This window comes from Streptomyces niger, assembly GCF_000718305.1.
Classification (GTDB): Bacteria; Actinomycetota; Actinomycetes; order Streptomycetales; family Streptomycetaceae; genus Streptomyces; species Streptomyces niger.
The window spans coordinates 226,318-245,565 of record NZ_JOFQ01000007.1; the positions used below are offsets into that span (position 1 = coordinate 226,318).

The 19,248-nt window shown below is 72.8% G+C and carries 15 protein-coding genes; 9 read left to right on the forward strand and 6 right to left on the reverse strand.

What is annotated here, in order from left to right:
• Positions 1-15: 15 nt before the first annotated feature.
• The 3 genes from IF20_RS15330 to IF20_RS15340 all read left to right on the forward strand — a co-directional run bounded on the left by IF20_RS15330 (position 16) and on the right by IF20_RS15340 (position 3,582).
• Positions 16-705: a TetR/AcrR family transcriptional regulator gene (locus tag IF20_RS15330; protein WP_110944185.1), complete on the forward strand. Its 690-nt coding sequence runs from the start codon at positions 16-18 to the stop codon at positions 703-705.
• A gap of 495 nt (positions 706-1,200) precedes the next feature.
• Positions 1,201-2,121, forward strand: a complete 921-nt coding sequence (locus tag IF20_RS15335; RefSeq protein WP_407702513.1) for an endonuclease/exonuclease/phosphatase family protein — start codon at positions 1,201-1,203, stop codon at positions 2,119-2,121.
• A 252-nt stretch (positions 2,122-2,373) separates the two neighbouring features.
• A complete protein-coding gene (locus IF20_RS15340; RefSeq protein WP_052865716.1) occupies positions 2,374-3,582 on the forward strand; it encodes an MFS transporter in 1,209 nt (402 codons plus the stop codon).
• A gap of 73 nt (positions 3,583-3,655) precedes the next feature.
• Here IF20_RS15340 and IF20_RS15345 read toward each other — a convergent pair whose 3' ends face one another.
• The 4 genes from IF20_RS15345 to IF20_RS15360 all read right to left on the reverse strand — a co-directional run bounded on the left by IF20_RS15345 (position 3,656) and on the right by IF20_RS15360 (position 8,363).
• A complete protein-coding gene (locus IF20_RS15345) occupies positions 3,656-4,165 on the reverse strand; it encodes a nuclear transport factor 2 family protein (protein ID WP_110944186.1) in 510 nt (169 codons plus the stop codon).
• A 59-nt stretch (positions 4,166-4,224) separates the two neighbouring features.
• On the reverse strand, positions 4,225-5,976 hold the full coding sequence (locus IF20_RS15350) for an NAD+ synthase (RefSeq protein WP_110944187.1): 1,752 nt from the start codon (positions 5,974-5,976) through the stop codon (positions 4,225-4,227).
• Between the two features lie 147 nt (positions 5,977-6,123).
• Positions 6,124-7,803 (reverse strand): multicopper oxidase family protein, encoded by a 1,680-nt coding sequence (locus tag IF20_RS15355; RefSeq protein ID WP_052865717.1) that lies wholly within the window; start codon positions 7,801-7,803, stop codon positions 6,124-6,126.
• A 101-nt stretch (positions 7,804-7,904) separates the two neighbouring features.
• The gene (locus IF20_RS15360; protein WP_052865718.1) at positions 7,905-8,363 is read right to left on the reverse strand and encodes a hypothetical protein; all 459 of its coding nucleotides are present in this window, start codon (positions 8,361-8,363) and stop codon (positions 7,905-7,907) included.
• A gap of 150 nt (positions 8,364-8,513) precedes the next feature.
• On the opposite strand from IF20_RS15360, the gene IF20_RS15365 reads away from it, so the two are divergent.
• Positions 8,514-8,798 carry a hypothetical protein gene (locus IF20_RS15365; RefSeq protein WP_052865940.1) on the forward strand — a complete coding sequence of 95 codons (285 nt, stop codon included), beginning with the start codon at positions 8,514-8,516 and terminating at the stop codon, positions 8,796-8,798.
• Positions 8,780-9,193, forward strand: coding sequence for a DNA-binding protein (locus IF20_RS15370; RefSeq protein ID WP_052865719.1), 414 nt, complete (start codon positions 8,780-8,782; stop codon positions 9,191-9,193). The genes IF20_RS15365 and IF20_RS15370 overlap by 19 nt, the downstream gene beginning before the upstream one ends.
• Before the next feature lie 99 nt (positions 9,194-9,292).
• Here IF20_RS15370 and IF20_RS15375 read toward each other — a convergent pair whose 3' ends face one another.
• A complete protein-coding gene (locus IF20_RS15375; RefSeq protein ID WP_052865720.1) occupies positions 9,293-10,411 on the reverse strand; it encodes a trypsin-like serine peptidase in 1,119 nt (372 codons plus the stop codon).
• A gap of 362 nt (positions 10,412-10,773) precedes the next feature.
• Here IF20_RS15375 and glnA point away from each other — a divergent pair, with 362 nt between their 5' ends.
• Both glnA and IF20_RS15385 read left to right on the forward strand, forming a co-directional pair.
• Positions 10,774-12,135 carry a type I glutamate--ammonia ligase gene (glnA, locus tag IF20_RS15380; protein WP_030617823.1) on the forward strand — a complete coding sequence of 454 codons (1,362 nt, stop codon included), beginning with the start codon at positions 10,774-10,776 and terminating at the stop codon, positions 12,133-12,135.
• 67 nt (positions 12,136-12,202) lie between these two features.
• The gene (locus tag IF20_RS15385; RefSeq protein ID WP_052865721.1) at positions 12,203-15,226 is read left to right on the forward strand and encodes a bifunctional [glutamine synthetase] adenylyltransferase/[glutamine synthetase]-adenylyl-L-tyrosine phosphorylase; all 3,024 of its coding nucleotides are present in this window, start codon (positions 12,203-12,205) and stop codon (positions 15,224-15,226) included.
• On the opposite strand, the gene IF20_RS15390 is transcribed toward IF20_RS15385, so the two are convergent.
• The gene (locus tag IF20_RS15390) at positions 15,214-15,837 is read right to left on the reverse strand and encodes a TetR/AcrR family transcriptional regulator (RefSeq protein ID WP_052865722.1); all 624 of its coding nucleotides are present in this window, start codon (positions 15,835-15,837) and stop codon (positions 15,214-15,216) included. The genes IF20_RS15385 and IF20_RS15390 overlap by 13 nt on opposite strands.
• Positions 15,838-15,998: 161 nt before the next feature.
• Here IF20_RS15390 and IF20_RS15395 point away from each other — a divergent pair, with 161 nt between their 5' ends.
• Positions 15,999-17,564 (forward strand): APC family permease, encoded by a 1,566-nt coding sequence (locus tag IF20_RS15395; protein ID WP_110944188.1) that lies wholly within the window; start codon positions 15,999-16,001, stop codon positions 17,562-17,564.
• A 52-nt stretch (positions 17,565-17,616) separates the two neighbouring features.
• Positions 17,617-19,245, forward strand: a complete 1,629-nt coding sequence (locus IF20_RS15400) for an amidohydrolase (RefSeq protein ID WP_052865723.1) — start codon at positions 17,617-17,619, stop codon at positions 19,243-19,245.
• Positions 19,246-19,248: the final 3 nt, after the last annotated feature.

Below are 19,248 nucleotides of genomic sequence, written 5' to 3' on the forward strand. Positions count from 1 at the left end.
GCCCGGCGGTACGGAATGAGAGGCGGACCAGGCGTGACGCGCGGAAAACGGGACGGGGCACCGGCCGAGGGGGCGGAGCGGACCACTGCGGAGGCTGCCGCGCCCGGGGCTGACTGTGCCGGCCGGCGGCCCGGGCGGCCGCGGAACGAAGCGCTGGAGTCCACGATCATCGAGAGCGTGCTGGACCTCCTGGAGCGCGACGTCCCGCTCGCCGACCTGTCGATCGAGCGCATCGCCAGGGAGGCGGGCGTCGGCAAGGCCACGGTGTACCGGCGCTGGTCCGGCAAGACCGGCCTGATGCTCGACGTCATGCGCTCCCTGGAGGAGGAGAACCCCGAGCTCTCAGGGGAGTCGGTCCGCGACGACCTCGTGTCGCTGCTGGAGTTCCTGCGCCGCCGCGGCCTGGCCAAGCGCAACTCCGCGCTGATGCGGACGGTGATCACCCAGGCCAAGGCGCAGCCCGAGCTCTGGCGGGAGTACCACGAGACGGTCGTCCAGGCCCGCCGGGACGCGCTGCTGGCGGTCCTGCGGCGGGGCATCGCGAGCGGCGAGGTACGCGGGGACTGCGACATCGAGGTCCTCGCCGACCTCTTCGCGGCGCCGATGCTCTCCCGGGCGTTGCTGCACGAGTGGAAGGAGCTGCCCGAGGGCCTCGCCGAGCAGATCGTCGACACGGTCCTGGACGGCGTCCGGCCGCGCGGCTGAGGGGCACCGGAGGCGGCAGCCCGGCGTTTGCGGCGGGTCCGGGACGGCAGGCAGAATGATCTTCCCGGCACCCGGAGCCGACCCTTGGACGAGCTGTATCCGACCGCTCGGTGAGCTGTATCCGACCGTTCGGTGAGCTGTATCCGACCGTTCGGTGAGCTGTATCCGACCGTTCGGTGAGCTGTATCCGACCCGCTCGATGAGCTGCATCCAACCGCTCGATGAGCGGAACATGCCCGTTCTGTCACAGCACCTGTCGGGGCGGGCACCTGCGGAACTTCCGGCCATCGGCGCTTCGTCCCCTGAGGGGACAGCACAGGTTGCGCATCGCCTATGGTCAAGGGCTGGGAGCCAGGGCCAGGCGGGGCGCACGAGCACGGCAGTGAGGGCATCGGGATGACGCAGGCGTACATGTCGGAGGCGGGGCGGGGCGAGGGCCCCGGCGGGACCGGCCGCCGGACGGGCCGCTCGACCGGTTGGTGGCCCCGTGCGGGCATGTGGCGGCGCGGGATCGTGCTGGCCGTGCTCGCCGTGCTGCTGGGCCTGCTCATGGTCCTCCACGCCGACGTACCCAATTCGGTGGGCAATCTCGGCAGCCTGCTGGAGACGTTCCTGCCGTGGGTGGGGCTGGGCATCCCGGTGCTGCTCGTCGCGGCCCTGCTGCGGCGCTCGGCGACCGCGCTGGTCGCGCTGGTGCTGCCGGTGGTCGTCTGGGCGAACCTCTTCGCCGGGCAGCTCACCGACAAGTCCGGCCCGGCCGGCAATCTGACGGTGGCCACGCACAACGTGGACGCGGCCAACCCGGACCCGGCCGGCACCGCCCGCAAGGTCGCGGCATCCGGGGCCGACGTGATCGCGCTGGAGGAGCTGACCGGCAAGGCGCTGCCCGCCTACCGGACGGCGCTGGCCAAGCAGTACCCGTACCACTCGGTGCAGGGCACGGTCGGGGTGTGGAGCAAGTACCCGCTCTCCGACGCGCGCCCGGTGGACATCAAGATGGGCTGGACACGGGCCCTGCGCGCCACGGTCACCACGCCCGACGGGGAGCGGGTCGCGGTCTACACCGCGCACCTGCCGTCGGTCCGGGTGAAGGTCAAGGCCGGCTTCACCGCGAACCAGCGGGACCGCAGCGCCGACGCGCTGGGCGAGGCCATCGCGCACGAGACGCTGTCCAAGGTCGTGCTGCTCGGCGACCTGAACGGCACGATGAACGACCGCTCGCTCGCGCCGGTCACCGCGCAGATGCGGTCGGCGCAGGGCGCGGCGGGCGACGGCTTCGGCTTCAGCTGGCCGGCCGCGTTCCCGATGGCCCGGATCGACCAGATCATGGTCAAGGGGCTGGACCCGGCGTCGGCGTGGACGCTCGCGTCGACCGGCAGTGACCACCTGCCGCTGGCGGCGTCCTTCAAGATCTGAGACCGGCGGGCACCGGTCGTACGGCGGGGGGGGGGGGGGGGGGGGGGGGGGGGCCCCCCCCCCCCCGCCGTGTTCCGTACCGGGTTTCCCTCATTTTTCCCTCATCCAGGCCCTGACTTGTCCCTGTAACGCCTTGTTCGCGCGCCGGAATGAAATCCCTGAGACACTTTGTTCCGGAAGAGAACTTAAGGCTGTCCCTGTCTCGCGCGCGTCACCACGAACGCGCCCCCCTTTGATCCTGAAAGGTCACTCATGCCCTTGGCTCTGCTCGCACTCGCGATCTCGGCCTTCGGTATCGGCACCACCGAGTTCGTGATGATGGGCCTGCTGCCCAACGTCGCGGACGACCTGGGCACCTCCGTGCCCACCGCCGGCTACCTCGTCTCCGCCTACGCCCTCGGTGTCGTCATCGGCGCCCCGCTGCTGACCGCGCTCGGCTCGCGCATCCCCCGCAAGCGGATGCTGCTGCTCATGATGGCGGTCTTCACGGTCGGCAACCTCGCGTCCGCGCTCGCTCCGAACTTCGGCCTGCTCGTCGCGGGCCGGCTGCTGGCCGGCCTGCCGCACGGCGCGTTCTTCGGCGTCGGCGCGGTCGTGGCGGCCCGCCTGGTCAAGGAAGGCCGGCAGGCCCGCGCGGTCGCCACGATGTTCCTCGGCCTGACCGTCGCCAACATCGTCGGCGTGCCCGCCGCGACCCTGCTCGGCCAGCACCTCGGCTGGCGCGCGACCTTCCTGGTCGTCGCCGCCATCGGCCTGATCGCCATGGCCTCGCTGGCCAAGCTCGTCCCGCACGTGCCGCGCGACGAGCAGAACGGCGTGAAGCACGAGCTGCGCGCCCTCGGCAACCGTCAGGTGCTGCTCGGCCTGCTCACCGCGGTCTTCGGCTTCGCCGGCGTGTTCGCCGTCTACAGCTACCTCGCGTCGATGATGACCAAGGTCACCGGCTTCGGCGAGGGGACCGTGCCCATCGTGCTCGCGCTCTTCGGCATCGGCATGACCCTCGGCGCGCTCGCCGCCGGCCCGCTGACCGACCGGGCGCTGCGCCCGACGCTGTACGGCTCGCTCGCGGCGCTGGCCGTCACCCTGGTCCTCTTCCACTTCACCGTGCACGTGCAGTGGGCGGCCCTGGTCACCGTCGTGGTGCTGGGCGCGGTCGGCTTCATGACCACCACGCCGCTGCAGATGCTGGTGATGAACAAGGCCGAGCACGCCCCGACGCTCGCCTCCGCCTCCAACCACTCCGCGTTCAACCTCGCGAACGCGGGCGGTGCCTGGCTCGGCGGCGTCGCCATCGCCGCGCACTGGGGCTGGACCTCCCCGACCCTGGTCGGTGCGGTTCTGGCGGTCGTCGGCCTCGCCATCGCGGTGACGGCCGGCCTGATGGACCGCACCCCGACCCGCTCCCGCATCGTCGCCACCAGCGACGACAAGGTCCGCCAGGAGCCCGCCCGGCTCGGCTGAACCCGCCCGGTCCGACGGCCGGTCCGGCGCCCGCGCGGCGCCGGACCGGCCGTGCGCGTTTCCGGCGCCGGGGTCACCGCGGCAGTACCGGCTCCACGCCCTCGGGCAGGAGTGGCGGCTGTCCCGTGGTCCAGAGCGCCTCGACGGACATCCGGGAGATCCGCCAGCCCTCGTCCGTGCGGCGCAGCTCGGCGTCGTAGCGGCCGCCCACGGTGAACAGCGGGTCGGCGCCCGGGCCGCGCCGCTCCAGCGTGGCGGGGTGGTGCACGTGGGTCATGTGCGCGTTCCAGGACGCGGTGGCCGTTCCGGAGGCGGCGTCGACGTCGACGAGGACATCGGCGGAGACGTGCTGGGTACGGGCGAACCGCCGGATCGCCTCCTCCGTGTGCCGCACCGCGTCGGCGCCCTCGGCCAGGCCGATCGGGGTCACCGTACGGATGTCGTCGGTGACGTAGGCGCGGGCCCACCCCGCGGCGAACTCGCGCGCGTCGAGGGCGCGGAAGAAGCGGCTGACGAGCAGGGCGATCTCGCCCTGGTCCTGTGCGGTGATCGTGGGTGCCGTGGTCATGGATGTGGTGGTCATGGGTGAAGCCTGCTTCCTCAAGCGGACTTGAGGTCAAGCGTGATCCGGTACGGGATGGTTCACCCCTCCCGCCACCGGTTGGTCACCGGCAGGCGGCGGTCCTTGCCGAACCCCTTGGCGGAGATCTTCGTGCCCGGCGGGTACTGGCGGCGCTTGTACTCGGCGGCGTCGACGAGGCGGAGGACGCGGGTGACCAGCTCCGGGTCGTGGCCCCGGGCGATGATCTCGTCGTGGCCGAGGTCGCGGTCGACGTACAGGTCCAGGATCGCGTCGAGCGTCGGGTAGTCGGGCAGGGAGTCGGTGTCGACCTGGCCGGGACGCAGCTCCGCGCTGGGCGGCTTGCTGATCGAGCGCTCCGGGATGGGCGGTGTCTCACCGCGTTCGACCGCCGCCCGGTTGCGCCACTTCGCGAGCTGGAAGACGACCGTCTTGTAGACGTCCTTGATCGGACCGTACGCCCCTACGGAGTCGCCGTAGAGGGTCGAATAGCCGCACGCCAGCTCGGACTTGTTGCCGGGCGCCAGGACGAGGTGGCCCTCCTGGTTGGAGAGCGCCATCAGCGTCGTGCCGCGGATGCGGGACTGGAGGTTCTCCTCGGCCAGGCCGGTGAGCGGCAGCGACCCCAGGTACGCGTCGAACATGGGCCCGATGGGGATCGTGCGGTGGTGCAGGCCGGTACGGCGGGCCAGTTCGGCGGCGTCGTCCTTGGAGTGCTCCGAGGAGTACCGGGAGGGAAGCGAGACACCGTACACGTTCTCGGGGCCCAGGGCGTCGACGGCGAGGGCCGCGACCAGCGCCGAGTCGATGCCGCCGGACAGGCCGATGACGACGCTGCGGAAGCCGTTCTTGGTGAGGTAGGCGCGCAGCCCCATGACCAGCGCGCCGTAGATCTCCTCGGCGGCGTCCAGGCGCGGCGCCGGCGCGGGCATCGGCAGCGGCTCGTACGGGGGCAGCGGGTCGGCGGAGAGGGTGACGTGGTCGACGCGGAGGCCGTCGTCGACGACGCCGGCCGGCGGCTCCGCCGCGGCGGCCGGCAGGTCCAGGTCGAGGAGCAGACACTCCTCGGTGAACTGCGGGGCCCGGGTGAGCACCTCGCCGGACGCGTCGACCACGATCGAGTCCCCGTCGAAGACCAGATCGTCCTGGCCGCCGGTCATCGCCAGGTACGCCGTCGTGCAGCCGGCCTCCTGCGCACGCTTACGCACCAGTTCCAGCCGGGTGTCGTCCTTGTCCCGCTCGTAGGGGGAGGCGTTGACGGACAGCAGCAGGCCCGCGCCGGCCGTCCGGGCCGCCGGGACCCGGCCGCCGTCCTGCCAGAGGTCCTCGCAGATGGCGAGCGCGATGTCGACGCCGTGCAGCCGTACGACGGGGAGCGTGTCGCCGGGCACGAAGTACCGGAACTCGTCGAAGACGCCGTAGTTGGGCAGGTGGTGCTTGGCGAAGGTGAGCGCCACCCGGCCGCGGTGCAGCACGGCGGCGGCGTTCTGCGGGGCGCCCGCCGGGCGCCCGTACCGCGGCGCGGCATGCTCGCACCGGTCCAGGTAGCCGGTGACGACGACGGTCTCGCCGAGGCCCTCGGCGGCCAGTCGCGTGGCGAGGGCGCGCAGCGCCGCACGGCTGGCGGCCACGAAGGAGGGGCGCAGCGCGAGGTCCTCCACGGGATAGCCGGTCAGCGCCATCTCGGGGAACGCGACCAGGTGCGCTCCCCGCCCGGCCGCCTCCCGGGTGCGGCGCACGACGGTTTCGGCGTTCCGGGCGAGGTCGCCCACCCAGAAGTCGGCCTGATGCAGAGCGAGGCGAAGTCGAGGCACGCGGCCGAGTGTATTCGTCGGTTTGACGTTATGTGTGGCGTCCGTGTTTCGGGAGTGTTGCCGTTGCCGTTGCCGTTGCCGTTGCCGTTGCGGGGGCGGGTCCCTGGCGTACGCCGGAGCCCCGCCCCGCCCCCGCCCCCGGTCCGGCTACCTCCGGTAGCCGAGGACCGTCATCATCCCGGACTCCGAGTGGTAGATGTTGTGGCAGTGGAGCATCCACAGGCCCGGATTGTCGGCGTCGAAGTCGGCGTGCACGGTCTTCCCGGGCAGCACGATCGCGGTGTCCTTGCGCGGGCCGCTGCCGCCGCCCAGCGCGAAGGTGTGGCCGTGCAGGTGCATCGGGTGCCACATCGTCGTCGTGTTGCGGAAGGAGAGCCGTACGCGTTCCCCCGCGCGGACCGGATAGCGCTGGTCCGGGTCGTACGGCCGGCCGTTGAGCGCCCAGTCGTACTTCGCCATCGAGCCCGTGAGGTCCAGCGTCACGGTGCGGTCCGGGTGGCGCGAGCGCAGCCGCACGGCGGGATCGGCCGTCAGCCGGTCGGCGGTGAGCAGTTTCCCGGACAGCTCGGCGGGGCGTACGGAGGCGTCGGGCGCCGCGCCGCCGCCGGTGCGCAGCACGGCGAGACCGGCCCGCTTCTTGCCCTCGGCGACCGCGATGAGCGGGAAGGCGCCGTCCTTGACGGTGACCAGCACGTCGTAGCGCTCGCCCATGCCCAGCAGCAGCGCGTCGGTGTCCCGGTGCCGTACGGGGAAGCCGTCGGTGTGGGTGATCGTCATCGCGTGGCCGCCGAGCGCGACCCGGAAGGCGGTGTCGCCGCCCGCGTTGATCAGGCGGATCCGGATCCGGTCGCCCGGCCGCGCCCTGAACGTCTCGGGATCCGTCGGCGTACGCCCGTTGACCAGGTAGTACGGGTAGGCCACATCGCCCGCGTCGCCGCCGAGCAGCTTGCTGGTGGCGCCCATCATCATCCGGGACGGGCCGCCGCTCGGGGTCGGCTTCGCCGCGGCCGTCATCGGCATGTCCGTCCTCGACATGTCCGTCATCGACATGCCCGCCATGTCGTGGCCCATGTCGCCATGGTCCATGCCCCCGTGGTCCATGCCCCCGTGGTCCATGGAGCCGTCGCCGTGGTCCATGGAGCCCATGCCCATGCGGAGTTCGGCGAGCACGGCGTCGGGAGTGGAGCCGTCCACCCCGTCGACCCAGTCGTCCAGGACGACGACCCACTCCTTGTCGTACTTCAGCGGCTCCTTGGGGTCCTCGACGATCAGCGGCGCGTACAGGCCCCGGTCCTGCTGGGTGCCGGAGTGCGGGTGGAACCAGTACGTGCCGGGGTGGGCCGTGACGAAGCGGTACTCGAACGACCCGCCGGGCTTGACGGCGCGCTGGGTCAGGTCCGGCACCCCGTCCATGTCGTTGCGGAGGGCGAGGCCGTGCCAGTGCATCGACGTGGCCTGCGGGAGGTGGTTGGCCAGGGTGAGGGCGAGGGTGTCGCCCGCGGTGACCCGGACCTCCTTGCCGGGCAGCGCGTCGCCGTACGCCCAGCTGCGGACCGTGCGATCGCCGAGGTCGAGGCGGGTGGCGGCGGCGGTGAGGGCGACCTTCCGGACGGTGGAGCCCTTGGTGGCCCTGGCCTTCTCCGCCGCGGCGACCTCCGCGCCGTCGGGGGAGACGAAGCCGCCGGGGCCTTCGGGGCGGCTCGTGGTCCGGCCTGCGTGGTCCTGGTCCGACGTGCCGGCGGAGCCGGACGCGCAGGCGGTGAGCAGGGTGCCGCCGGCGGCGGCGATGCCCGCGCCGAGGACGGCGCGGCGGGTGTGCGTACGCATGGGAGTAACACCTCGTGTGGTGGTGCGGGTGAAGGAGCGGGCGCGGGACCGCTGACGGGTACGGCGGGGGTGCCGGTACGCACGTCGGCGGCCGGGCGCTGCTACACGCGCAGCACGGAGAGGCGGGCGAGGTGTTTGTGGCGGGGGAGCGGTGGCGGAATCGGCCAGAGGGCACGCAGCAGCCGGGCCAGGGCGGCGGCGGAGAGCCCGGCGGGGCGCCGACGGCGGACGAGCAGTCCGGCCGCGGCCAGCAACGCGCACGACCAGGCCGAGAGCACGGCCAGGCAGACCGAACCGGGATCCATGCCGTGCGGCCCGGGCGCGGCGGCGTGCCGGTGGCCGTCGTGCGCCGCGGCCTGCGTCACAGGGACGTGGGCTGCCGGGGAATGGGCCGCCGGCGCGGCGGCCGTCATGGGGGCCGCCGTCATGGGGGCGGCGTTCCCGTGCCCTTCGCCCGGCATGGGGTGGCCGAAGGTGTGCATGGTGACGATGCCGGCCACCAGCGCCGCGAACAGCAGCAGCCGGCCGCACCAGGCGGCGGCCTTCCACTGCGCGCGCATCGGGGCTCCCACGGGGGCAGGCGTACGGTCGGTCTCTCGTCCGCCACCTTACCCCCACGGGGTATCGGAACGCGCCCCGGGTTGGCTTCCAGGGCGGACGCAGGTGTGCGGGACTTCCAAGTTTCCTACTTTTTTGACACTATGGGGTTCATGTCCGAGACGACGTACAGCATCGGGGAGGGGCCGGCGACCAGGGTCAGCCTCTCCTTGCCCGAAGGGACCGCGGAGGCCATCCGTGCCCGGGTGGGGAAGCGGGAGTTCTCCGCGTTCATCGCCACGGCCGTTGAGCGGGAGTTGCGCGGGCAAGTGCTGGATGAGTACCTGGCGGACTACGAGGGCCGTAAGGGGCCGATCTCTGAGCAAGCACGGCAGAAGGCGCGGCAGGTCTTCGACGAGGTGTTCGCCGAGGAATTCCAGTGGCCCGCCACAAGCTGAGTCACGAGGGGACGCTTGTCCTCGACAGTGAGGGGTTCTCCAAGCTGCTCGGCGATGACGAGACGGTGGTGGCCCTGGTCGCGGAGGCGCGTTCCCGGGGCATGGAGGTGGTGATCTGCGCGCTCACCATCATCGAGGCCGTCCATGGGCGAACGAACAAGGCCCGGTTGAACTGGGTACTGTCCGGCCTTCGCGCCGTTCCGGTGGGCGACGAGGAGGCGAAGGCGGCCTCGTCGCTGTTGCTGCAAGCTGGGCTCCACGGTCACGAGTACGCCATCGACGCGGCAGTGGCCGAAGCTGCCATGCGTCAGCAGCGCCCAGTAGTCATGCTGACCTCTGACATCGACGACATGACCAAGCTCTGCGGTGACCGGGTCAGGCTTGTGGCTGTGTGAGGTACAGGTGGCTTCGTGCCTGCGATGACTCCGGTCCCGTGTTGGCGCGTCGATACGGGGACCGGAGTCTCCGCAGGCCGGAGAGGTGACGACTTCGGGTCAGCTCTCCTGGGCCTTGTCGTACAGGTCCTTCGCGTCGTTGCCGAAGTACGGGCCGAACATCGTGTTGGGCAGGAAGGAGTAGCCGAAGCTGTTCACCGAGGCCTGCTGTCCGGTGCCGGTCTTCTCGTCGAACGTCCGGAACCACGGGCCGCCGCTGGACCCGCCCGTCATGTTGCAGGTCAGCGCGTGGTCCTTCGAGAAGAACGGGTCCTTCGTGGTGGTGCCGCTGCAGTAGATGAGCTTGGTGCCGTCGTACGGAGCTGCCGCCGGGTAGCCGAACGCGTACATCTTCTGGAGGTAGCCGGAGTTGAAGGAGACGCCCTGGCCGCCGACCGTGTCGGTGAGCCGCTTGCCGTTCAGCGGGGCGACGACCGCGGCGCCGACGTCGTAGTTGATGTCCTCACTCGCCGTCCACTGCGGGGTGGCGAGGGTCTTGCTCGCGCCCCACTTGCCGTACGGGGCCGCGCCGTCCTTGTAGCCGGGCACGAAGACCCAGTTGGTGTGCCAGGCGCCGTCCAGCTTCACGCAGTGTCCCGCGGTGAGGATCGTGCTGCCGTTCTTGCTGGTCACGGCGTCACCGGAGCAGGAGGCCTGGCGGCCCTGGTAGGTGAAGAAGACCCGGCCGGTCGTCATCACGACCTGGCCGCCGCCGGTCCACGGACCGCCGGGCTGCGGGAAGGCCTTCAGCGCGGGGAGCGGCAGGGACGGCAGCGGCAGCGTGGGCGGGACGGCCGTCGCCCTGCCGCGCGGCACCGCGTCCGTCGTGGCGTGGGCGGCCGCTGCGGAGAGCTTCCGCCGGGCGACCGACAGCAGGTCCAGCGGCTTCGCGGCGCGCATGCGGGCGGCGGTCCAGTAGGCGACCGCCTTCCTCGCGTCGTGTTTCTTCGCCGCGGGCGGCTTCTTGTCCGGCGTGGACGCGGCCGGCGTGGACGCGGCCGGCGTGGAGACGGCCGGTGGGGTGCCGGGCCGGTCGGCGGCCGCGGCCGGAGCGGCGAGCGCCGTGGTGCCGAGCGTGCCGGCGACGAAGAGTGCCGTAACGGTTCTGCGGGCCGTGCGGACGGCCGTGCGGGAGCGGGAGCGCCGGGCGGTGCCGGGGCCCAGGTCGGTGAATCTCACGCGTACCCCCTGGTGCGATGGCCGCGCGGGTGCCGCGGGCCACGACGTACGGGCAGCCGGCCGGCGGCCCGGAGCGGAGCGGGCGGTGCGGATGTACGACGGATGCACGACGCCGTGCAGAGGTCGTGCGGAGGTCATGCAGAAGGCAGCGTCCCACCGTCCCGACGGCACTGTCAGGAGCGCGTCAACGGTTTGGCCGGAACGGCGGGGGAACCACGAAACCCCGTGCATCCCCCGGGCCTGCCCGAAGGGGCCGCGACAACGTAATGTGACGGTAACCCCCGCACGCGATACTGGCGTGCCGCGCCCCGTCAAGGGCGATGGGCGTGGACAGGCCGTTCGACCTGCAAGGATTGGTGAACATGGACAAGCAGCAGGAGTTCGTGCTCCGCACGCTGGAGGAGCGCGACATCCGCTTCGTACGGCTGTGGTTCACCGATGTGCTCGGTTTCCTGAAGTCGGTCGCGGTGGCCCCCGCCGAGCTGGAGCAGGCCTTCGACGAGGGCATCGGCTTCGACGGTTCGGCCATCGAGGGCTTCGCGCGGGTCTACGAGTCCGACATGATCGCCAAGCCGGACCCGGGGACGTTCCAGATCCTGCCGTGGCGCGCGGAGGCCCCCGGCACCGCCCGGATGTTCTGCGACATCCTGATGCCGGACGGCTCCCCCTCCTACGCCGACCCGCGCTACGTCCTCAAGCGGATTCTGGCCAAGACCTCCGACCTGGGGTTCACCTTCTACACCCACCCCGAGATCGAGTTCTTCCTGCTGAAGGACAAGCCGGTGGACGGCGGGCGGCCCACCCCCGCCGACTCCTCCGGCTACTTCGACCACACCCCGCAGAACGTCGGCATGGACTTCCGGCGCCAGGCGATCACGATGCTGGAGTCGATGGGCATCTCGGTGGAGTTCAGCCACCACGAGGGCGCCCCGGGCCAGCAGGAGATCGACCTGCGCTACGCCGACGCGCTCTCGACGGCCGACAACATCATGACGTTCCGGCTGGTCATGAAGCAGGTCGCGCTGGAGCAGGGCGTGCAGGCGACCTTCATGCCGAAGCCGTTCTCGGAGTTCCCCGGCTCCGGCATGCACACCCACCTCTCGCTCTTCGAGGGCGACCGCAACGCCTTCCACGAGTCGGGCGCCGAGTACCAGCTCTCCAAGGTCGGCCGGTCCTTCATCGCGGGCCTGCTGCGGCACGCCGCCGAGACCTCCGCGATCACCAACCAGTGGGTGAATTCCTACAAGCGGATCTGGGGCGGCGCCAACCGCCCGGCGGGCGCCGGTGGTGAGGCCCCCTCGTACATCTGCTGGGGCCACAACAACCGCTCGGCACTGATCCGGGTCCCCATGTACAAGCCCGGCAAGATGGGTTCGACCCGGGTCGAGGTGCGCTCCATCGACTCCGGCGCCAACCCCTACCTGACGTACGCGGTGCTGCTCGCCGCCGGCCTCAAGGGCATCGAGGAGGGGTACGAACTCCCCGCCGGCGCCGACGACGACGTGTGGGCCCTGTCGGATGCCGAGCGGCGCGCGCTGGGCATCGAGCCGCTGCCGCAGAACCTCGGCGAGGCCATCTCCCTGATGGAGCGCAGCGAACTGCTCGCGGAGACCCTGGGCGAGCACGTCTTCGACTTCTTCCTCCGCAACAAGAAGCAGGAGTGGGAGGAGTACCGCTCCGAGGTCACCGCCTTCGAGCTGCGCAAGATGCTGCCGGTGCTCTAGCGGCCTCCCGCGCGGTCCGTTCATCCGAAAAACCGATCCGGCAGGTTCTCCGAGAGGCAACCGCCCGATGGCACTTCCCGCTCCGCAGGGACGGCGGAGCAGCACGTTCACCCGGCTGCTGCGGCACGGTTTCACCGATCCGCAGGCAGCCGGGGAGCTGCTGGACGCCCCCGAACTGTCTTCCGTACGGTCCGACTCGGTGCTCCTCGAAGCACTCGGGGCCACCGCCGATCCGGACCAGGCGCTCAGAGGCCTGGTCCGGCTGGTCGAGGCGCAGCCGGCGGGGGACCAGCAGCGGTTGTTGTCCACCCTGGTCACCGCCAAGCCGCTGCGGGACCGGCTGCTGGGCGTGCTGGGCGCCTCCGAGGCGCTCGCCGACCACCTCGTCCGGCACCCGGCGGACTGGGAGACGCTGGCCACGTACGAGTCGGCGGACCTGCACCCCACCACGCCGGAGTTCGAGCAGGCGCTCGCCGAGGGCATCTGGGGCGACCGGGGCGCCGGCCTCAGCCGCGAGGACGCGCTGCGGGCCACGTACCGCCGGGCACTGCTGGGCATCGCGGCCCGTGACGTGTGCGGCACGACGGACGTGGCGGAGACCGCGGCGGAGCTCGCGGACCTGGCCACGGCCACGGTGCGGGCCGCGCTGGAGATCGCCTCCGAGGAGCAGCCCGGGGACGCGGCCGTCAGCCGGCTCGCCGTCATCGGCATGGGCAAGTGCGGCGGCCACGAGCTGAACTACGTCTCCGACGTGGACGTCATCTTCGTCGCCGAACCGAAGGACGGCGTCGAGGAGTCCGACGCGATGCGGGCCGCCACCCGGCTCGCCGCGCGCATGATGCGGGTCTGCTCCGACGTCACCCCCGAGGGCACGATCTGGCCCGTCGACGCCAACCTCCGCCCCGAGGGCCGCAACGGCCCCCTCGTCCGCTCCCTCAGCAGCCACCTCGCGTACTACCAACGCTGGGCGAAGACCTGGGAGTTCCAGGCGCTGCTGAAGGCCCGCCCGATGGCCGGCGACCCGCAGCTCGGGCAGGAGTACGTCGACGCCGTCACCCCGCTGGTCTGGCAGGCCGCCGAGCGCGAGAACTTCATCGCCGACGTCCGCCAGATGCGCCGCCGGGTCGTCGCCAACATCCCCGCCGCCCAGGTCGACCGCGAGCTCAAGCTCGGCCCCGGCGGGCTGCGGGACGTGGAATTCGCCGTGCAGCTGCTGCAGTTGGTGCACGGCCGCAGCGACGCCACGCTGCGCAGCGCCACCACGCTCGACGCGTTGAAGGCGCTCGCCGCCGGCGGGTACGTCGGCCGGCAGGACGCCACCGCGCTGGACGCGGCCTACCGCTTCCTGCGCACCCTGGAGCACCGCATCCAGCTGCACAAGCTGCGCCGTACGCATCTGATGCCGGAGGAGGACCACGAGCTGCGCCGGCTCGCCCGCTCGCTCGGCATGCGCACCGAGCCGGTCGACACCCTCCGCAAGGAGTGGCGGTGGCACGCGCGCGAGGTGCGCCGGCTGCACGAGAAGCTGTTCTACCGCCCGCTGCTGGACGCCGTCGCCGTGCTGGAGCCGGGCGAGATCCGGCTCTCCGCGAAGGCCGCCGGGCAGCGCCTGGAGGCACTGGGCTACGAGGACCCGGTCGCCGCGCTGCGCCACCTGGAGGCGCTGGCCTCCGGCGTCACCCGCAAGGCCGCCATCCAGCGGACCCTGCTGCCGGTGCTGCTGGGCTGGTTCGCCGACTCCGCCGATCCGGATGCCGGGCTGCTGGGCTTCCGCAAGGTCTCCGACGCGCTCGGCAAGACCCCTTGGTACCTCCGGTTGCTGCGCGACGAGGGCGCGGCCGCCGAGAACCTCGCCCGCGTGCTGTCCGCCGGGCGGCTCGCCCCCGACCTGCTGCTGCGCGCCCCCGAAGCGGTCGCGCTGCTCGGCGCGCCCGACGGGCTGAAGCCGCGCGGCCGGGCCGCGCTGGAGCAGGAGGTGCTGGCCGCCGTCGGCCGCGCGGACGGCGCGGAGCAGGCGGTGGCGGCGGCCCGCGGGGTGCGCCGCCGCGAGCTGTTCCGTACCGCGGCCGCCGACCTGATCGGCGCGTACGGCACGGAGTCCAGCCCGGCGGAGGAGGACCACGGGCAGGCGGTGGACGCGGTGGGCTCGGCGCTGTCCGACCTGAACGCGGCGACGATCGCGGGCGCGCTGCGGGCCGCGGTGCGCGAGCAGTGGGGCGACACCCTGCCGACCCGCTTCACCGTGATCGGCATGGGTCGCTTCGGCGGGCACGAGCTGAACTACGGCTCGGACGCGGACGTGCTGTTCGTGCACGAGCCGCGCGAGGGCGCCGACGAGCAGGAGGCCGCCAAGGCGGCGTTCGCGGTGGCCAACGAAATGCGCCGGCTGCTGCAGCTGCCCTCCTCCGACCCGCCGCTGATGATCGACGCGGACCTGCGCCCGGAGGGCAAGACCGGGCCGCTGATCCGCACGCTCGCCTCGTACGCCGCGTATTACCGCCGCTGGTCGCTGACCTGGGAGGCGCAGGCGCTGCTGCGGGCCGAGCCGGTCGCGGGCGACGCCGAGGTCGGGCAGCGGTTCATCGAGCTGGCGGACCCGCTGCGCTACCCGCGCGAGGGGCTGCGCGAGGACGCGGTACGCGAGATCCGCCGGCTCAAGGCGCGCATGGAGTCCGAGCGGCTGCCGCGCGGCGCCGACCCGACGATGCACACCAAGCTGGGGCGCGGCGGCCTGAGCGACGTGGAGTGGACCGTCCAGCTGCTCCAGATGCGGCACGGCCACGAGTTGCCGGAGCTGCGCACCACCCGCACCCGGGTGGCGCTGGCCGCGGCGCGCGAGGCCGGGCTGATCGGCGCGGACGACGCGCGGACGCTGGACGAGGCGTGGGTGCTGGCCACGCGCGTGCGGAACGCGGTGATGCTGGTACGCGGCCGGCCCGGCGACACCTTCCCCGGCGATGCCCGGGAGCTGGCCGCGGTGGGGCGCTACCTCGGGTACGAGGAGGGGCACGTCGGGGAGATGCTGGACGACTACCGGCGGACCACGCGGCGGGCGCGCGGCGTGGTGGAGGAGTTGTTCTACGGGGCGTGAGCCGGGCCGGTTCGCAACAGTTCCCGGCAGTGGCCGAGGAAACCGGTCAGGGTCAGGTCGAAGGCCCGGTCGGCGCGGGCCGGGCCGGTGACGGCCTGAGCAGCGGCGAGCCGGGGCACGTCCGGGCCCGCGCTGACGTCCCACATCGTGTCCGGGGCCGACATGTCCAGGGCCGAGCCCAGGACGATGTTGTCCAGGCCGGTGACGATCGGCAGGACGAGCGCCGGATCGAAGCCCGCGGCCAGCAGCAGCCCGGCCACGGTCTCGTACTGTGCGAGCACCCGCGGCGCGCGCACCGGTGCGGTCATGAGCATCGGGATGGTCCGCGGGTGGGCGGCGAACGCCGCGCGGTAGGAGCGCGCCCAGTTCTCCAGGGCCACGTCCCAGTCCACGCCGGCGAGCGTGCCGGGGTCGATCGCGTCGGTGACCCGCTCCCGCAGCAGTTCGATCACGCCGGCCCGGCCGTCCACGTGGTGGTACACCGAGGCGGTCTGCACGCCGAGTCGGCGGGCCACCTCCGGCACGCTGAAGTCGCCCGTCTCGTCGACGAGTTCGAGCGCCGTCGCACCGATGCGCTCCCGGTCCAGCAGGGCCTTCCGCGGCCGCCCCATCTTTGATCTCCCGCCCGTGAGGTCTTCCGGAATCGTACGGCGGCGACTACATTGCCGAAAACCGAAAGGCTTTAGGTTTCGCCGCGGTCGCGCTGCCGTTCCACCCACGTACGTGCCGGACCGCTCCACCCCTCTCCCGCAGCAGAAGGGCAGCAGAGCGCATGACCGCAGAGTCCGGGGCCCGCAACGGGGCACCGCAGCACACCGCACCACCACCCGCCGAGGGCGCCCCCGCGCTGCGCACGGGCACCCTCGGCGTCGCCGACATCGCCTTCTTCGTGGTCTCCGCCGCGGCCCCGCTCACCGTCATGGCCGGCGTCGCGCCGCTGGCCATCGGCATCGGCGGCATCGGCGCGCCGGTCGGCTACCTCCTCGCCGGCGCCACCCTCGCCCTCTTCGCGGTCGGCTTCACCGCGATGACCCGGCACGTCCGGCACGGCGGCGGCTTCTACGCGTTCATCACCCGGGGCCTCGGCCGCCCGGCCGGCTTCGGCGCCGCCACGCTGGCCCTGCTCGCCTACAACGGCATGCAGATCGGCGTCTACGGCCTGCTCGCCACCGGCACCCAGGACGCGCTGGCGGCGCTGTGGGGGATCCACGTGCCCTGGCAGCCGATCGCGCTCGGCGGCGTCTTCGTCATCTGGTACCTGGGCTACCGGTCCATCGACTTCGGCGCGAAGGTCCTCGGCGTCCTGCTCGTCGCCGAGACCGGCATCCTCGTCCTGCTGGCCGGCGGAGTGCTGCTGCACGGCGGCGCGGACGGCCTCGCGCTGGACTCCTTCACGCCCGGCAGCGTCCTCGTGCCCGGCACCGGCGCCGTCCTGGCCTTCGCCTTCGCCGCCTTCACCGGCTTCGAGTCCACCGCCATCTACCGCCGCGAGGCCCGCGATCCGGGCCGCACCGTCCCGCGCGCCACCTACATCGCCGTCGGCTTCCTCGGCCTCTTCTACGCGTTCAGCGTCTGGATCGTCATCCAGGCGTTCGGCGGCACGAAGGTCCTCAAGGCGGTGGCCACCGACCCGGCGGGCCTCTTCTTCACCGCGACCACGCACTACGTCGGGGCCTGGGCCGCCGACCTGATGCACGTCTTCATCGTGACCAGCATCCTCGCCTCCCAGCTGGCCTTCCACAACGCAATCAACCGCTACGGGCTCTCGCTGTCCCAGGAAGGCGTCCTGCCGCCCCTTCTCGGCCGGGTGCACCCCGAGCACCGCTCCCCGTACGTCGCCGGGGCGCTGCAGAGCGTCCTCGCGCTGCTGGTCGTCGCGGGCTTCGCGCTCGCCGGCGCCGACCCGTACCACCAGCTCCTGCTGTGGATGAACACCCCCGGCATGCTCGGCCTGTTGACGCTCCAGGCGCTCACCGCCGTGGCGGTGCCCTGCTTCTTCCGCCGCATCCGGCACACGGAGGGCCGCTGGCGCACCCGGTTCGCACCGGCCGCCGCCACCGTGCTGATGGCGGGCGCGCTCTGGCTGGTCATCGCCAAGATCGGGCTGATGACGGCGGCGCCGTTCGGCACCAACGCCGTGCTGGTCCTCACGGTCCCCGCCGCCTTCGCGATCGGCGTACTGATCGCCCTGCGGATCCGCCGCAGCCGCCCCCGGGTGTACGCGGAGTTCGCCGCCGAGCCGCCCGAGCCGCCCGAGCCGTCCGAGCCGTTCGAGCCGTCCGAGCCGTTCGAGCCGTCCGAGCCGTCCGTGCACGCGCCGTCCGCCGCGCCCGACTGACCGGCCGTCGCCCGTACCGACCCCGTATCGCCCCTCCCGTAAGGAGACCCCCGTGTCCCAGCCCGTCACCGCCGCCGACACCGTCCTGACCGGCGCCCGCGTCCGCACGCTCGACCCGGAACGGCCCTGGGCCTCCGCCGTCGCGGTCAAGGACGGGCTGATCACGGCCGTCGGCGAGGAGCGCGACGCACGGGACTGGCGCGGCGCGCACACCGAGGTGATCGACCTGGCCGGGGCGACCCTCACCCCCGGCCTGGTCGACGGGCACAGCCACCCGGTCTGGGGCGTGGAGATGTCCACCGGGCTCGACCTCTCCGGCTGCCGCGACCTGGCCGGGCTGCGGGAGGCGCTGGCCGGTGCGGCGCGCGCGGCCGGCCCCGGCGGCTGGGTCCTGGCGTGGGGCCTGGACCACAACGTCTTCGGCGGCCGGCCCGTGCACCGCGAGCTGATCGAGCCCGCGCTCGGCGGGGTGCCCGCCTTCATCCGGCTGTACGACGGGCACTCCGCGCTGGCCAGCGGGCCCGCGCTGGCCGCCGCGAAGATCGACGGGCCGCGCGCCTTCGACCAGCGGGCCGAGGTCGTCTGCGACGCCGACGGGCAGCCCACCGGACACCTCGTCGAGCACGCCGCCATGGATCTGATGGGCCCGGTGCTGCCCCGCCCGACGGCCGCCGAACGGCGCGCCCGGCTGCTCACCCTGCTCGGCGACATGGCCGCCACCGGCCTGACCGGCGCGCACGTCATGGACCTGGAGAGCACCGACGCCCTGGACCTGCTCGCCGGTATCGAGGACGGCGGCGACCTTCCCGTACGGCTGCGGATCGCCCCCTGGTGCATGCCCGGCGCGGACACCGGGACGCTGGACGAGCTGATCGCCCTGCAGCGCCGGGCCGGGCGGCGCTGGCGGGTGGGCGGCGTGAAGTTCTTCATGGACGGCACCGTCGAGGGCGGCACCGCCTGGCTGGAACACGCCGACTGCCACGGCCAGGGCACCGAGGCGTTCTGGCCCGATCCCGCCGCGTACACCCGCGCCGTCCACCACCTCGCCCGGGCCGGCGTACGGACCGCCACGCACGCCATCGGCGACGCCGCGGTCCGGCACGTGCTGGACACCGTCGAGGCGCTGGGCGACCCGGGGCAGCGCGGGCTCCACCGCATCGAGCACATCGAGACCGTGCCGGACGCGCAGCTGCCGCGCTTCGCCGCGCTCGGGGTGACCGCCTCGATGCAGCCCACCCACACCGCGTACACCCGCGCCGACCACACCGACGAGTGGTCCAAGCGGGTGGGCGAGGAGCGCGCCGGCCGGGCCTGGCGGTGCCGGGACCTGCGGGACGCGGGCGCCGTCCTGGTCCTCGGCTCCGACTGGCCGATCGCCCACTACGACCCGCGGGGCGTGCTCGCCACTGCCCGGCTGCGCCGCCCCGCCGGCGCGCCGGACACCGCGCCGGTCACCGTCGAGCAGGCGCTCACCGGCGAGATGGCGCTGGAGGGCTGCACCTCGCATGCCGCGCTCGCGGCGGGCGAGGAGGCGTACGCGGGACGTATCGCGCCCGGCTTCCGGGCCGACCTCACCGCGCTGGGGGTGGACCCGGTGACGGCGCCGGCCGACGAGGTGGGGGAGGCGCCGGTGGCGCTCACCATGACCGGTGGCGTCGTCGTCCACCGCGCCGTGGGCTGAGCC

Bases quoted from the DNA above. Each gene is read 5' to 3' on its own strand.
- IF20_RS15330 (WP_110944185.1), top strand. From the start codon at position 16: ATGAGAGGCGGACCAGGCGTGACGCGCGGAAAACGGGACGGGGCACCG.
- IF20_RS15335 (WP_407702513.1), top strand. From the start codon at position 1,201: ATGTGGCGGCGCGGGATCGTGCTGGCCGTGCTCGCCGTGCTGCTGGGC.
- IF20_RS15340 (WP_052865716.1), top strand. From the start codon at position 2,374: ATGCCCTTGGCTCTGCTCGCACTCGCGATCTCGGCCTTCGGTATCGGC.
- IF20_RS15345 (WP_110944186.1), bottom strand. From the start codon at position 4,165: ATGACCACCACATCCATGACCACGGCACCCACGATCACCGCACAGGAC.
- IF20_RS15355 (WP_052865717.1), bottom strand. From the start codon at position 7,803: ATGCGTACGCACACCCGCCGCGCCGTCCTCGGCGCGGGCATCGCCGCC.
- IF20_RS15360 (WP_052865718.1), bottom strand. From the start codon at position 8,363: ATGCGCGCGCAGTGGAAGGCCGCCGCCTGGTGCGGCCGGCTGCTGCTG.
- IF20_RS15365 (WP_052865940.1), top strand. From the start codon at position 8,514: ATGTCCGAGACGACGTACAGCATCGGGGAGGGGCCGGCGACCAGGGTC.
- glnA (WP_030617823.1), top strand. From the start codon at position 10,774: ATGGACAAGCAGCAGGAGTTCGTGCTCCGCACGCTGGAGGAGCGCGAC.
- IF20_RS15385 (WP_052865721.1), top strand. From the start codon at position 12,203: ATGGCACTTCCCGCTCCGCAGGGACGGCGGAGCAGCACGTTCACCCGG.
- IF20_RS15390 (WP_052865722.1), bottom strand. From the start codon at position 15,837: ATGGGGCGGCCGCGGAAGGCCCTGCTGGACCGGGAGCGCATCGGTGCG.
- IF20_RS15395 (WP_110944188.1), top strand. From the start codon at position 15,999: ATGACCGCAGAGTCCGGGGCCCGCAACGGGGCACCGCAGCACACCGCA.